A 14,775-nucleotide genomic window follows, 5' to 3' on the forward strand; every position below is an offset into this window, starting at 1 on the left:
AGTTCAGGGTTGGGCTGGGGCGGCCTGAGTCGGCACTTCCAGCAGCAGCTTAGACAGTGCGACCTCGTTCACAGCCACAGGGCGATCGTGTAACAGTTCCGACACTTGAGACTGCATGTTCGCGCGCGCCTTCTCGGCCCGCAGGCGCTGCGCCAGCTGCACACGCACCTGTTCAAAGATCGGCGTGAACGCCTCACGCACATCCAGCACCTTCAGTATGTGCCAGCCGTCCTTCAGCTTCACCGGTGCAGACACTGTGTTTACGTTCAGCTTCGGCAGTTGCGCCAAAATTTCAGGCTGGATCTGCTGCTCCTTGAGCCAGCCGATCTCACCATCGCGTGAGGCGCTCTCCTTCTCCTCGCTCATCTCACGCGCCACCTGTCCAAAACTGCCCGGCTTCTCCTTCAGCCGCTGCTGCACCGCCTTCAGCTTCTTCTCAGCCCCTGCTTCTTCAGCCACAAAAATCTGCGCCAGCCGGAATGAGCGCGGCACCGTCAGCGCCGCACGTCCGTTTTCATACGCCAGCTTCAGCTCACCCTCGCTCGGGTAGGAGTCCGGCGGGCGGCTCATCGCTTTCAAATAGCTGTCGCTGATCGCCGCCTCCCGCGCACTTTTCAGCAGCACCTGGATGCTCGGCTCCTCGTCCCACTTTTTGCCCAGCGCCTCCTGCAGCACCACCCGCTGCACCAGCAGGGAGCGCACCAGTTGATTGAGAGAGCCGGGATCTCGCGCCAGCGCTTCCTTGTCCACCGGGCTCATCGTCCCCAGTGCTGCCAGCACCTCGCTCTGGTGCAGCTCGATCTCTCCGATGCTCCCCACCACCGGGTCGCCTTCCGCTGCCATCACAAGGCTGCTCCAGCCGCAGAAAAGCAGCACGCAAAACCATTGGTCGGGGCGCATCGTCATCATTATCATCTCAGCGTTTGGCGGGTGACTGCACCTGGGCAGGGTCATTGTTCGGCGTCGGCTTCGCCGTGCTCTTCGGCGCCTCATCAGGCTTGATTTTGTTGTCCACCAGCTTGTCGCCGTAGTCCTGCACCAGCGTCTCCAGCTTCACCCGCATGTTGCGTGTGAACGGCTCGCGCGCGGCGATGGCCGTGCCCAGTCCAAAGCCTTCATACTTCGAAAGGATCTCGCTGCCCACCTTGAACAGCTCGTCATTCTTGCGCTGGTAGTCCGCCACCTTGCGGTCCTGCAAAATCACCCGCGCCGCCAGCTCCGCACGCTGCGCATCCACTTTCATCGCCGCCTGCTTGAGCTTCTCGTGCCCGGCCTTCCAGCTGGCCAGCGCCTCCTGCAGCTCCGCCTTCTCGCGCTCATCCGCCATCACCTTCGCCTTCAGTTCCGCGATGGTCTTCGCATCGGTGTCCTTCTGCGCGTTGCTGTCCTTGGCCAGCTTCTTGAACTCCGCGTCCTGCTTCTTGACCTTCTCTTCCAGCTCCACGTTCGCAGCCTGCAGCGTCGCGCGCTCAGCCTCCGTTTTCTGCTGCTGGATCATCACGTTGCGCAGCTGGTCGCGCATGCGTTTCAGCACGGCCATGGCGGGGTCCGCCTCCTCGGCGGCATGAGTGGCGCCGGTCATGAGGCCGGCAAAGGCGATGAGGGATGCAATGCGTTGCTTCATAAATTAAAATTTCGCGGTAAGGTCAAACATCACGACGTCAGAGCGCAGCGTCGGCCCGGCGATCTGGGAGGCGGCCATGTAGGAAAGGCGGATAGCCGTCGCTTTGGACAGCGCCATCGCCGCACTCAGCGTGTAGCCCTTCATGTTCGTGCCGCCGCCGCCGAAGTTGGAGTCAGTGAATCCATCCACCACGGAGTCAGATTCCACGTAGCGGTAGCCCACGCCCATGTTCCAGTCGCCGCGTTCATTGAAAAGCGTGTAGGGCTTGCCCACGTTCACGCCCATGTACCACGCCGTGTCGCCGCCTGTAAAGCTGCCGCTGCCGCCGCCAGTGCGGTTGTTCACCGCCACGGAATTGATCGCCGCACGGTTGAAGGCCATGTTCTTCACAAACTCTCCCAGCAGCGACACCTGCACCGGCTCCCAGTAGTTCAGATCCATCCGCCCGCTCCACGCGATCTGCCGGAACGGCGTCGCAAGTCCGAAGTATTGAAACTGGTTCGTCGTGCCAAATCCGTTCAGCGCCGTCGGCGTGATGTTGCGGATCGGGCGGTACGTGTTGCCCTTCTGCGCAAACAGCGGGCGGCTGTTGTCCGTGTCGCCCGCGTCGACGTTGTTCAGCGGCACAAACGGGGACGACAGGCGGCCTTCGATGTTCTTCCAGTCATAGTAGGCAAAGCCCATCTTCACCTCGATGTCTTCCACCGGCTTGAACTGCACGCCAAACTGCGCCGCAAACAGATACTTGTCATAGCTCGCGGCTTTCGTCGGGCTGTTGTCCGGGAAGTTAAGCGCGGAGTTGAACACTGTGAACGCACCACCGCTCACCCACGTTTTGAAGTTCGGGTTCCAAGTCTGGTCCAGTTTGAACGCCACACCGTCCAGCGCCACGTCCTCATCCCACATGATCTCACTGGAGGTCATGAACAGGTTGTCAAACCGCCCCAGCCAGAAGGCGATGTGCGAGTCCTGCGACAGCGACGCGTCGTATTTCACAAACGCGCGGTCCAGCCACAGCTGATACTTCGCAAAGTTCCCGCCCTGTCCTCCAGGTCCGGCCGCTGCCAGCGCCTGGTTGGTGGACACCGGTGTGTTCGTGCTGCCCGTTGCAAAACGGATGCCCGCTGTGAAGCCGTCTTCCAGATCAATGTCAAAACCCAGACGCATCCGCATCAGGTAGGTGTCACGATGTTTGTCCACATTGAGCTGCGGGGAGAAGATCGTTCCCGCCACATCAAACGGCTGCCCCGTGTTGATCATGTTGAAGTTTGGAAACACACCCGTGTTGTTGTTGCCGTCAGGAAAGCTGAAGCCCTGGTACATCGTGCGGATGTCCCCAAACAGCTTGATGCGCTGCGTCCACTCCGGCACGGAGCCCGGCGCCGCCCAATGCTGCGCCCGCGCCTGCTCAAACACTTCCGTGCGCAACTGGTCGCGGATCTGCGCCTTCACAGATTCAGGGATGTAAGTCACACGCACCTCCTCGGCGTCCGGCTGCACCGGCGGCATCGCGGTTTGCGCGGCCACCGCCGCCTGCGTCTCCGCCAGGGCCTGGGCCTGCGCCTTCGCAAAGGCCGCATCTTCTTCAGCACCCTTGATCAAATCAGACGCCTCACCATGCGTGAGGATGCCCTTTTGTACCAGCCGGTTGATCAGGTTCAGCGTCACATTCTGCGTCGGTGTCATCGTCTGAGGTGCCGCAGCATTCGGATCCGGCAGCACCGCCACCGCTTCGGCAGGATTGGCCGGGATCGGCGCAGGCGTGCTGGTGGAAGCCGCCGTCGCAGGCGGCGCATTCTCAGCCAGCAGCGGCAGCGGCGCAGGCAGCGCCGGTTCCGCGGCAAACATCAACGATGGCTGCAATGCGGCGAGGAGGGATGCGGTGAAACAGGCGTACGTTCTTCGCCAGACTTGTTTTGGAGTGAGCATGGAGCAGGGAGAAAAAAGGAAAGGGGACTTCAGTTCGGTTTGCGTGCGGTGAGTCGCAGGTTGATGGGCATCGGCATGTCGTCCGGCGGTGGCTCGTTGAGCACCAGTCCGTTGAAAACTTCGTTCTCGATCGCGGCGTCCACCTTGCTGTCGCCGGTGCTGCCCGTGAGCTTCACCCGCACGATGCGCCCGGTGTTGTCAGCCCAGATTTTGATCACGTTGGTAAATCCCGCGCGCTTCGTCACAGCGTTGTTGCGCAGCGCATCCGCCAGGCGGTTCTGCACCTGCCCGGCATAGGAGCCCCACTTGCTGCCGCCTCTGCCGCCGCCGCCGATCATCCCGCCGCCGCCACCACCACCGCCGCCAAGGCCCAGCCCGCTGCCGTTGCCTCCGCCGATGGCCGTGCCCAGCGGCTCATCCGCTGGCTTGTCCTTGGGTTTGTCATCCGGCTTGTCCACGACCTCTTCGGGCGCCTGCTCGATCATCTTTTCCTCTTCCTTCTCCTCCGGCGGCGGCTCTTCCTTTTTAGGAGGCGGCGGTGGGGGTGGCGGCGGAGGCGGCGGCATGGAGATCGAAATCATCTCCATCTTCTTCTTCGGCGACGCCTTCGAAGGCGTGTGGTTCATGTACAGGTAGCCGCCGCCTGCGAGCCCCAGCCCGCCCAGAATCAGCAGCACGAGATACCGCCGGAAAAATCCGGGCTCGTCGTCGTCGATGTGATTGGATGCCATGGTATGGTAGGTAAAACGTTGCTTACTTCTTCGCCTGCGTTGCCAGGCCGATGTTCGTGAATCCAGCGCGGCCCACCGCTGTCAGCACATCCATGATGGTCTGGTACTGCGTGCCGCTGTCCCCGCGGACCACGATGGGTGCGTCGGGCATGGATGCCTTGATCGACTCCAGCTTGCTGGAAAGCTCGTCAATCGTCACCGCCGTTGCGTTCAGCTTGATGTTCCCCTGGTTGTCCACCGTCACCGCCTGCATCTTCGGTCCTTCGATCGGCTTGGAGGTGGAAGGCCCGCCGCGTGGCAGGTTCACCTTCACCCCTTGCACCCCGGCGGTCGTCATGATGATGAAGATCAGCAGCAGCACCAGGTAGAGGTCCACCATCGGCGTGACGTTGATGTCATCGTAGGATTTGTTGTCGGCGTCCATGAGAGTGTGCGGTTACTCCTTGTAGTGTTCGGCCATCTTCGTGACGAACTCGTCGATGAAGGTCTCCATGTTCGAGACCACATCCTTGATCCGTGAGCTCAGGTAGCTGTAGATAAACAGCGCCGGAATCGCCACCGCCAGACCCGCCACCGTCGCCAGCAGCGCGCCCGCGATACCCGGTGCGATGGAGTTCACCTCCACCTCGCCGGATTTCGCAATGACGGCGAACGTGATCATCACCCCGATCACCGTTCCCAGCAGCCCCAGGTAAGGACCGCCCGCGATGCCGATCGTCAGGAACACCAGCTTCCCGTTCAGTTTCTGCACCTCGCGCACCATCCCGCCATGCAGCGTCGCCTTGATCGCCTGGATCGAGCGCCCGGAAAGTCCCATCACCTTCGCCTGCTTGTTCTCCTGCGGATTGAAGGTCACCTGGCGGAAGGACTTCATGCGGTGGCTGATCTCCTGCGAGCCCAGATGGTAGAGCTGATACAGCGGCGACTGCTTCATCAGCTTCTGCATCTTGCCGCTCACGCTCCCGCCGATGTTCTTGATGCTCTCATCATCCTCCGTGTCGATGGCGGTCAGGTCTGACGAGATCGTCTCCCAGCGCTTCATGAACTCCTTCGAAGCCTTCTCAATCGTGTTCAGGTACATCACCTTGCCCGCTGCAATGATCCAGCCCACGATGGCCAGCAGCGTGCAGAGAAAGATCACCACCCAGCCGTCAAACGTCAGGTCCTTTGAGATGTCCGTGATCAGCGAGAGATGCTTCATGATCTCGCCCTCCTCCTCATGGTCGGAGGCCTCGTCCTCACCCACGGTGATCAGCTTGGCCGCATCCGCCGTCGTTCCCTGGTTCACCGCCGCAAAGCGGATGAAGCCCGCAGGCCGCGCCGTCTTCGAAATCTGCACTTCATCAATCTCACCTGTGTAACCCACAAAGCTCGCCGCTGCAGGAGACGTGTCCTTGTCGATCTCCACCGGACCCTTCAGCAGCGGCATCGCCGCCGTCAGCGCGCCATACGATTTGCCATCCACATACACCGTGATCGTACCCGCATCCGCCACCGCCGCCACATGATGCCATGCACCCGCTGCAATCGGTGCCCCCACGCTGCTGCGCTGCTTGTTCAGCTCCACAAAGGGAATGCCATTGTCCAGACCCAGGATGAAAGCGTTCGCACCCTCACGGCGGCTCAGGATCACCGCATTCGGCTGCAGCGCAGATGGCTTGACCCACGCAGACACCGTCAGCGGCGCACCCGGAGCCCATTCACCCAGCGGCGGGGAAGGGGCCTTGATCGCCGTCTGTCCAAACACACGCAGCCCGCCGCCGATCAGCGATCCCGCTGCCGGTGGTGGCGCACCTTCCGCATTCGCACCCGTGGCCGAAGAATCCGTGCCCGCCTTCGACGCATCCGCAAAGTGGTACACCAGCGTCGTGTTCGCATCATACGTTTCCTTCGCCGCCTCAGGCGCGGGTGCCTCGGTGTTGCCGTAGTAGAGCCAGATGCTCGTCGCGCTCGCAGGCTTCAGGTCCGGCACCTGCACCCAAACGTAGGCCTCATTCAGCAGCGAGTCCCACTTTTCAATGTGATGCTTCAGCTCCGTCTTGCCATCTTCCGCCACAAAGCGCAGATCGCTCCCGTCCTCCTTCGCGGACATGAAGCTGAACACACCCTCATGCAGGCGCACCAGCACCGCGGTGGTGCCGATGGGTTCCGCAATCGCCACGCCCTTGCCGGTCGTGTCGATGTCGATCTTTTTGCGCGTGGGCCACTTCGCATCCCACCAGTTTTCAGCGGCGGAAACAAATGAAGTCGAGAGCGCCAGGGCAAGCAACAGAGAGTTCAGGATGCGTGGAGTGCGGGACATGAAGCGTGTGGAGGGGCTGTGCATTGAGAGTGAAAAATGGGGTCGGCCTAGAAATCCATTCCGAGGCGGAAGAGGAGGAAGAGGTCATGCGCCAGCGCGTTCGGCTGCGAGACCAGCGGCATCGCCAGATCCACCGATCCGGTGATGTGGTTCAAATAGCGGACGCGTGTGCCAAAGCCCGCGCTGGCCAGGTCATAGCTGCGCTTTTCCGCAGGCAGCGTCTTGTTCGTGTAAAGCTTGCCGCCTTCCAGGAAGGCATACACGCGCCACTGGTTCTCACGGTCCTTCGCCGTGCCCAGGAAGTTCGGACTGCGAAACTCCAGCGAGCCAAAGATCCCCGAGTCACCCAGCCGCGTCGCGATCAGATACCCGCGCGCCGTGTTGTATCCGCCGCCCGAAGTCTGCTCCGTGTTGATCAGCGCATCCGGCGTCGCCTGCCCCTGCACGCGGGTGTAAATCTGGAAGCCCTGCGCCACATCATGCGTGTGGGAAAGATCCCCGCGGAAGTAGAAGAAGCTGTCCGTCGCCGCAAAGCGCCGCGCCGCAAACTGCGTCTGCGATCCGCCCATCCCGCTGACATGCCACGTCAGCGCCGCGTTGAATTCCGTGAACGTGTTGTCCGTCACGCGGCTCGCGCTGTAGGCCAGGTTGAAGGGGTAATACGCGATGGGGGAGGAAATCAGCGCGCCGCCCGCGTTCACATCCTGCACAAAGTTTTTGTAGTCCATCCCAAAGCTGATGGAGTGAAAGTAGCCCTGCTTTGCCGGCAGCGTCTTCATCAGGCGAAAGCCCACGATCTGCCCCTTGCCGATCACCGTCGTTCCGCCCAGCGCCGCGATGTTGCTGTCCTGAATCGTGCCCGTCAGCATCGTGCTCAAACCTTCCACGCTGTGGATCGGCGCCTGGTAAAACGCCGAGTACACCGCGCTGTCCGTCATCTTTTCCGGGGCGATTTGAAAGCTCGCTCCCAGCGTGTGTCCCATCTGCCACAGGTTGCTGTAGCTCAGCGACCCGCTCAGCCGCAGCGGCACCGTGTTCGCATTGTGCTGGTTGTTGATCTCCCAGCTCCCATGCAGCGGCAGCTTGTCCTCCACATTCAGGTCGATGTCCACCGTCCCCGGCACCACGCCCGCGCGCAGCTCGGGTGTGATCTTGCGGTCACGCCAGCGGTTCAGCGCCACGATGTCCTTGCTGATCTCATTGAAGTTCGGCACCGTGCCCTCCTTCATGGAGGGGGCCATCTCCTTGATCTTGCTCGGCAGGAAATACCGCGCGCCCTTCACCCGCAGGCGGCCCACAGGAGTTTCCAGCACTTCCAAATAGATCACACCACGCGCGCCCGTCTGCTGCGGCACCTGCACGCTCACGCTCTGGAAGCCCTTCGTCTTGTAAATCTTCTCCAGCGCCATGCGCGCGCCCTCGATGTCCTGCTCCCCGCGCCCCGGACCCATGAACGGATACACCGCCTCCTCGATCTCGATCGCCTTCAGGATCTTGTTCCCCCGCACGCGGTACTCCCGCACATACAGATTACCGATCTGCGAAAGCGCCGTCGGCGGCACCTGCGCCGCAGCCGCTTCCGTCGTTGTCGCCGCCCCGCTGGGGCCTTCAAGGCAGCTCAGCCCCGCCCCGCACACCAGCGCACAAATCCCACGCGTGGCACCCCGCAGATTCAGGCGTGGGGTGCTGAGTTTGAAGCTGGGTTGAAAGATTGGAGGCGGCATTGACGCAGTATTCAAGACGCCTCCCTTTTCGTTCGACCCAGCCCTCGCTCAAGCTTGCCGCTGTTACGAATGCGTCACAGTCCACATTCGTTTATGCCCTCTCACGTGGGGCATCACGAGTTTAGGTGACAGTTTCGAAACACAAGACGCCTCAGTGCTTCGCATTCGCTGCATTGGCAGCACGCACGGCCTCCGCCTGCGTCTGGATAAAATTGTCTCCACCAAACAGGGAGGAAAATTGTTCATCGCTCGCGCGCTGCGCTGAAAGCCAGCGCTGGCGATACATCGCGCTGGAAGGATCCGCGCTCACATCTTGCATCGCACTCGCAAAGTCCGTGCGAATCTGGCTGATCACCGCACTCGTGGCAGCATTCATGTTCGGGTCCGTCGGCGTCGCTGTCAGTGTGCCGGCCACAGTCGGCTGGTTCGGGTCATTGCCCACCAAAAATGCCGCAGGTGTCATCGTGCTTGCGGTTGCTTGCGCCGCACCGGTTGCACCGCCAGGTGCTGGGCCCGCTCCCTGCTCGCTCGCAGGTGTCTGCTCTGCAGCAGTTGCTGCTCCCGGACTCGCGTCGCCGTTCAGTGATGCGCTCAGCATCGTGGTCTCTTCCGCTCCCAGCTGTTGCAGGCGCTCCTGCAAAGCACTCCTGGCTAGCAGCGGCGCCGCCGCGATTTCTCGCTCGATCTCCTGCCGCTTGATCGCATAAATTTCATTCATCTCGCATTGGATGATGTCCCGGATCGTTGTCTCCGGACAGCCGATCCCGCGCAGGTTCTTCACAAAGGTAGGGAAGTCCGGCACCTCAATCTGCCGCCAGTGAAAAGGCTCAGGCTTGGCTGTCGCCACTGCGCTCTTGGAGGCCTCCGGCTGGGCCTTCGTCGTTGCAGTCACCGTCTTCGGCGCTGCGGGCGGCAGCACCGGCTTCGCCGGGTGATTTTGCCAGACCACACTTAGCGCGCCCACCAGCATCACATTCAAAAACAAGGAGCCCGCCAGCGGCCAGGAGGTGTGTCGAAGCAAAAGTTGAAATCGCATGGTCCAGATGAAAAAGCTGGTGCTGACGACGCGCGCCAGCACCAGCAGGGTGTAGATTGAAACTGGGCGTTAAATCACGATCAAGGACCGACCACAGCGCCGTCGCTGGTGCGCTGAACATTCATGAGGGCTGGATCCAGTCCGTTGACGCCAAGGTTGGCAACGATGTTGGTTTTCATGCCGTCGTTGAACTTCTTGTCGTCCGTGCCGTTCACCAGCGCGCCCTTGTGGTTGAGATGCTCATAGCACCACATGGTGTAGGCGCCGTTGTACACCTTGTCTTTGTCAGTGGCGGTGCCGTCATAGGAAACGCCTTCGTAGGTGAGGCGCACGCCCTGGTTGGTGGCTCCGGTGGCGGTGGATGCGTCGCCGGCGCCGAGGTAGCCGATGATGTCGCCGCCGGTGATGGACGCACCTGTGAACGGGTTCAAGTACTCGTTGCCATCTTGGTCAACCACGCTCAAGCCGCTGCTGCTGGTGTATCCGCACAGGTCACGAATGCTGCCACCGCTGGTGTAGCCGCCGTTGCCGGCATTGGCGGCGTCAGCGCCGGTGCCGGTCAGGGGCCAGACTTTCAGCTGGGTGACGGTGCCGCTGCCGATGCTGCCGCTGGTGGTGGCCAGGAACTGCGTTACCAGATTGGCAATGCCATACTTCGTTTCTGCCTGCATCGTGATACGTGTGCCGGAACCGCCGTCACGTCCTGTCGCAAACACCAGTGAGGTGTCTGCGGGATTGCCCGTGAAGAGGGACTTCTTCTGCACTCCGAGTGCGTAGAGCGCACGATAGCGCTGCGCAGTCATCCCTGTGGCAGGATTGACAGGGCCGCTGAAGCCGCCGCCGAGGTTGGAGCCTTTGTTGGCAACGAACACGAATGGCACGATGGCCACGTTGGTGTTGGTCAGACCGCTCACAGGAGTGGAAGTCACCGAGGACTGATACACGTCCGAAAACGCGAACAGCGCTGCTCCAGAATCCGAAGCGGAGGCGGAGAAGACCGTGCCAGCATAGCCGGCGGTGGCACCGGCGGCCGTGGCGGACGGCACGTAGGTGAGGGAGGTGACACCAGAGAAAATGTCGATCAGGCCGGTTGCAGAGCCAGTCCAGTTGCACTGCACCGTGCTGGTGCCGCTGATGCCGATGCTGCTCAGGTCACCCACAAACGTCACAATCGAGGCACCATTGATCGTGCTGCGGTTGTTGGCGTCATTAACCGTCGTAGGAGCCGCCACGGTGGCGGCGATCTTGCAGGTCGCAATGCTGGAGGCAGGATTGCCGCCCATCATGGCGACGATGGTGTCATGCACAGCACCACGGAAAGCCGTGGAACCCGTGATGCGGATGTTCGCAGCAGAAGCCTGCTGGGCCAAGGAAAGGGCGCAGACGCCCAAAACGATTTTATACAAAGATTTCATGGAATAGAATTGGATGGAGAAACGAGTGGAGAATGTTGGAGTCGTGAATCAGTCAGTCACTCAGGCAGCTTTGGCCTGACGACGACGACGCATGAACAGGCTGGCCAGTCCGAGGCCGCCGAGCAGCGCCTTGCCGGGCTCAGGCACAGCCGCCGTATTGGCGGTGAAACTGACCTGACCGGAGTTGTTGATGCTGAAGGTGCCTTGATAGGCGCCCACACCGACGGTGCCGGTTGGGTTCGCACCAGTATTGGTGTTAAGGATGCGGTAGAGGTCCAGCGCGGTGCCTGCGGCCCCGCTGGCGAAGTTGCCTTCTGCCGTCGAACCTGCACCGAAACCACCGACAACGTTATCGTCCCAGGTGGTGCTGCTGTTGCTGATCAGGGCAACTCCGGAGGTCAGTGTGGCACTGCCGTAGGTTGTTTGGGCGCTGCCGATCTGGGAGGCAATGGTGGCACGCGTGGTTGGCCCGATGGCGGAAGGATCACCCCAGGCAGTGCTGGACTGAGTGCCAAGATTGACGCTGGACTGGGCCACGCTCAGGTAAGTCGTTTTGAGAGGGTCTCCGCCGACGGCTGCGCTGTTGTTGTCACCCGCGATCGCCCAGTTCAGCGTGGCATCGCCAGTCCGCCAGCCGCTGCCGTAGGTCGTGTCCAGAATCGTACCAATGTCGAGGAAATTGGTCTGAGTCGTGGTGAAGTTGCGCGCCTGTCCAAGATCGACTGTAAGAATGGTATTGCTACCAGTGTCGGCTCGGAAGGCGAGGAGGAGATCACCCTGAGCGAACGTGGCTGCACTGGCGGGAAGCGCCGCAGCCGAGAGTCCAACCATGACGAACATGGTGAGGAGGTGTTTGGATTTTATCTGCATGATGTGGGTTGTTGTCGGTTGACTGTGGATGAAGCGAACCAGGATGGATCTCCTCATCGCCATTGACCGGCGGACGAGCAGTAGCCAGACAGCCGAGTGAAATCTATGTGTGTAGGGTTACGATTTGGACACGCTCTCCCTCCGCTGCTGCTCCCCTCACTCCTTCGAAGGAATGATTTCTCGGTGCGGCAAAAAATGGAGAAGGAAAAAGTCAAAGCGTGAAGGCTTCCCCGCACCAGTCAGGCATAGGAAAGACCCTGCTCGCTTTAGCCAGTTCCACTCCGCAGGGTGGAACTTTGCTGTTAACATTCTGTAACATTGGCAGGCCCCGCCCTTGGCCGCATTTGCAAACCCTCGGAAGGCGCAGTACAGATGGATGCCGAGTATGGCAGAGCCCTCATGTCCCGCAGCACCATTCACGAGACCCCGGAGGACTGGCATAAAAAGATCCGTGGGTGCCAGTCCACGGCGTGCCCTTGATCCTCATCGTCGTCAGGTCAGCAGCTTTCGGCTTCCTCCCGCACTTTTCACAAGCCAAGCCAGAACTAGGGCGTCTTGAACGTCAGTTCATGCGCCAGCACCTTCTGCAGTTGCAGGATCTTTTCATACTCCGCCCCGCTCGTTTGGTAGGCGATCGTCCCGTCCGCGCGCACCACCACGGTGCGTGGCACATACTTCGTGAAGTAGCGGCGGTACAGGCTCTGCTCCGGATCAGCCACCAGCGGAAACGTCAGTTTGCGCTCACCGCTCAGCCTCACCAGTTCCTCACGCTCATAGTCACGCCCGATGGCAAGCATTTGAAATCCTTCCTTGTCACGCAGCTTCTGAAAAACCTCGCTCTCCAAATACCCCAGGTCCGCAAGCGAGGCAGGGTTGCTTGCCGAAAAAAAGTACAACAGCACCACCTTGCCCTTGAGCTTCGAAAGCGCGTGCTCCCTGCCCGTGGTGTCCACGCACGTGAAATCAGCCGCAGGCCCGCCCTTCTGCACCAGAGTCGCCGCCTGGATCGCCTGATCCACATCCTCCACCGCAAAGACAGCGCACACAGTCAGCATCAGGGCGGCAAATAGAAGAAGGGAGGGGCGGTTCATGAGAGAAACCTACCTCCATCACAGCCCCGGCAGACCTGTCAAAATCCGCTCGGGAACAAAGATGTCACATTGAAGTCTTGGTCGGGAAGGCTCTGATGCCGGTGTATCTGTCACTTTTGCTACAATGCCGCCCGGACACGGAATTCACCTCCTGCTCCTGCTGAGTCACCTCGGAGCGATTCGTAGAGGAGCCAGCCGTGTTCACCCCGCCGCAGGCCTATCCCGCGACTCGGTATGAGGCCGGGTGGAGCAAAAATCCCTTCACCCTGAAAACGGTCGCGCCCATCGCCGCCCAGGATTCTTTTGCCAGGGATCTCGCCATCGGTGCCCACTACGGCGCGGCGGACAATCCCACCATCGTGGTCGTCAATACCAAGACCAACGAACGCATTCTCCTGCGCAAAGACAAGCCCTCTCCCGGCGGCATTCGCCTCCAGTCCGTACACCTCTCCAGCGCTCGCCGTGAATGCCAGGTGCAGGTCATGTGCGGTTCGGTGTCCGCCGTGCTCAGCTATGACACGAATTATCTCGGCCAGCTGGCTGCTAATGAAGCCAGCCGCATGGCCTCTTCGAAAAACTTGTCCGCACCCGCCGCCAATGGGCGGCGCTTGCCTCCGCTGCCTTCTGCCAGACGGCCCGCTTCCACCCCGGTCAAAGTGAGCAGCATGGAGCCTCCTGTCCCGGTTCAAAACACAATGGTGCAGCCATCCCTCCCGCAGCCTTAAGCCGCTCGGTGAATCAGCTGCCTCACGGACTAAAACGTGAACACAAAGTTGATCTTCGCGATCACACTCACACGGTCCCGGTCCGGAAAGTTCGCCCATGTTTCCAGCACGATGTGCCGGCTCAGGTCATACTTCGCCCCCACCGCCGCGATGACCCCATGCTGATTGCGCGACTGCACCAGGTCCGCGTTCAGATTCAAACTCCGCTCAAAGACCTTCCACGTGCGGTCCACGCCAAAGAGGCAGCTGTCCCCATGCGTCTGCAAGCCGTAGCCCGCATGCACACGCAGCAGATGAAAATCATGCCACAGCATCGCGTAAGTAAAGGGATCCCCCGCACGCCGCGTGTCCGTCAGCGCCACACCGGCCACACCCAGCGCCAACATCCCGTCCTCCCACGGCTGAATCCGCGCCTTCGTCTGAAACACCAGCGGCCCCGAGCAGCCCGTGCCCAGCGCGCTGTCCAGACCCCACTCCAGATGCAGCGGCTTGAAATCCCAGCCCGTCTTGAAGCCCGCCCACTCCGAGGTCTTGCCCGGCCCGCTCGTTGCGAACTGATTCGCCCCGCCAAAGCTGCTGAAGTACTGCACCGCCACCGTCCGGTGCGGCACCGTGTCCGCCGTCGGAATGTTGTTCAACCCCGTCGGCGTCCCCAAAACCGTGCCAGCGGCAAACGTTACAAATACCATAATGTGGTATCCAAAAGCACGCACCGAGGCGGCACGTGCCTCGTGCCCCCTCGATCCTTCAGTTCCGCAAAGTCTCAAAGCATTCATGGTTGCAGCCCCTGTTCACTTCTTCTTGTTCTCATCCTGATGCCCGTCGCTGTACGCCTGGGCGGCCAGCGCAGGCACCGTCTTCGCCAGCGCCGCCTGATTCTGCCGGCCCGATGCATAGGATTCAAACACCGCGCGGATCTCATCGCGCACCCGGCGGAAGACCTCCATCTGCTCCTCCTCCGTGCCCGTGGCATGCGCAGGATCATCAAAGCCCCAGTGGTGGCGGTTCACCTGACCTGGAAACATCGGGCAGGCCTGGTCCGCATTGCCGCACACCGTGATCACCGTTTCGATGTCCTGATTGAGGAACTCATTGAGATGCTTCGAATGATGCCCCGAAATGTCGATGCCGATCTCCGCCATCGCCTTGATGCCAAGAGGGTGCACATAGCCCGCAGGCTTGGACCCCGCGCTCGCCACGGTGTAGCTTTCGCCCAGCGCGCGGCGCAGGATGCCTTCAGCAAGGTGGGAGCGGCAGGAGTTGCCGGTGCAGAGAATGAGAATGGTGGGTTGTTTCATGGGAGTAAAAATGGGTTTTAAAAAGCGGAC

General features: G+C 61.1%; 14 protein-coding genes. 1 reads left to right on the forward strand and 13 read right to left on the reverse strand.

The genetic code is table 11. The features are described 5' to 3' along the window. Window positions 1–3 precede the first annotated feature (3 nt). The 11 genes from AC3RLQ_RS04465 to AC3RLQ_RS04515 all read right to left on the reverse strand — a co-directional run bounded on the left by AC3RLQ_RS04465 (window position 4) and on the right by AC3RLQ_RS04515 (window position 12,722). Entirely contained in the window at window positions 4–900 is an 897-nt protein-coding gene (locus AC3RLQ_RS04465) for a peptidylprolyl isomerase (RefSeq protein ID WP_493034724.1), read from the reverse strand. Window positions 901–916: 16 nt separating this feature from the next. Beyond that, a complete protein-coding gene (locus AC3RLQ_RS04470) occupies window positions 917–1,624 on the reverse strand; it encodes a hypothetical protein (RefSeq protein WP_493034726.1) in 708 nt (235 codons plus the stop codon). Window positions 1,625–1,627: 3 nt separating this feature from the next. Beyond that, window positions 1,628–3,553 carry a putative porin gene (locus AC3RLQ_RS04475; RefSeq protein ID WP_493034728.1) on the reverse strand — a complete coding sequence of 642 codons (1,926 nt, stop codon included), beginning with the start codon at window positions 3,551–3,553 and terminating at the stop codon, window positions 1,628–1,630. A gap of 29 nt (window positions 3,554–3,582) precedes the next feature. Continuing rightward, on the reverse strand, window positions 3,583–4,284 hold the full coding sequence (locus AC3RLQ_RS04480) for a TonB C-terminal domain-containing protein (protein WP_493034730.1): 702 nt from the start codon (window positions 4,282–4,284) through the stop codon (window positions 3,583–3,585). Window positions 4,285–4,306: 22 nt separating this feature from the next. Then, window positions 4,307–4,708 (reverse strand): ExbD/TolR family protein, encoded by a 402-nt coding sequence (locus AC3RLQ_RS04485; protein WP_422320637.1) that lies wholly within the window; start codon window positions 4,706–4,708, stop codon window positions 4,307–4,309. 12 nt (window positions 4,709–4,720) lie between these two features. Then, the gene (locus AC3RLQ_RS04490; protein ID WP_493034732.1) at window positions 4,721–6,586 is read right to left on the reverse strand and encodes a DUF2341 domain-containing protein; all 1,866 of its coding nucleotides are present in this window, start codon (window positions 6,584–6,586) and stop codon (window positions 4,721–4,723) included. Between the two features lie 47 nt (window positions 6,587–6,633). Further along, window positions 6,634–8,310, reverse strand: coding sequence for a ShlB/FhaC/HecB family hemolysin secretion/activation protein (locus AC3RLQ_RS04495; protein ID WP_493034734.1), 1,677 nt, complete (start codon window positions 8,308–8,310; stop codon window positions 6,634–6,636). A gap of 151 nt (window positions 8,311–8,461) precedes the next feature. Next, entirely contained in the window at window positions 8,462–9,346 is an 885-nt protein-coding gene (locus AC3RLQ_RS04500; protein WP_493034736.1) for a hypothetical protein, read from the reverse strand. Window positions 9,347–9,426: 80 nt separating this feature from the next. Continuing rightward, window positions 9,427–10,761 (reverse strand): hypothetical protein, encoded by a 1,335-nt coding sequence (locus AC3RLQ_RS04505; RefSeq protein ID WP_493034738.1) that lies wholly within the window; start codon window positions 10,759–10,761, stop codon window positions 9,427–9,429. A gap of 60 nt (window positions 10,762–10,821) precedes the next feature. After that, window positions 10,822–11,631 carry a hypothetical protein gene (locus tag AC3RLQ_RS04510; protein WP_493034740.1) on the reverse strand — a complete coding sequence of 270 codons (810 nt, stop codon included), beginning with the start codon at window positions 11,629–11,631 and terminating at the stop codon, window positions 10,822–10,824. Window positions 11,632–12,176: 545 nt separating this feature from the next. After that, a complete protein-coding gene (locus AC3RLQ_RS04515; protein WP_493034742.1) occupies window positions 12,177–12,722 on the reverse strand; it encodes a peroxiredoxin family protein in 546 nt (181 codons plus the stop codon). A gap of 197 nt (window positions 12,723–12,919) precedes the next feature. Between AC3RLQ_RS04515 and AC3RLQ_RS04520 the strand changes: the two genes are divergently transcribed. After that, the gene (locus AC3RLQ_RS04520; protein ID WP_493034744.1) at window positions 12,920–13,447 is read left to right on the forward strand and encodes a hypothetical protein; all 528 of its coding nucleotides are present in this window, start codon (window positions 12,920–12,922) and stop codon (window positions 13,445–13,447) included. Between the two features lie 29 nt (window positions 13,448–13,476). Here the strand turns inward: AC3RLQ_RS04520 and AC3RLQ_RS04525 are convergent, their stop codons facing one another. Both AC3RLQ_RS04525 and AC3RLQ_RS04530 read right to left on the reverse strand, forming a co-directional pair. Then, window positions 13,477–14,136 carry a hypothetical protein gene (locus tag AC3RLQ_RS04525; RefSeq protein ID WP_493034746.1) on the reverse strand — a complete coding sequence of 220 codons (660 nt, stop codon included), beginning with the start codon at window positions 14,134–14,136 and terminating at the stop codon, window positions 13,477–13,479. 102 nt (window positions 14,137–14,238) lie between these two features. Beyond that, window positions 14,239–14,745 carry an arsenate reductase ArsC gene (locus AC3RLQ_RS04530; protein ID WP_493034748.1) on the reverse strand — a complete coding sequence of 169 codons (507 nt, stop codon included), beginning with the start codon at window positions 14,743–14,745 and terminating at the stop codon, window positions 14,239–14,241. Window positions 14,746–14,775 lie beyond the last annotated feature (30 nt).

The sequence above is a fragment of the Prosthecobacter sp. GW821-HT29F12 genome (genome assembly GCF_058803405.1).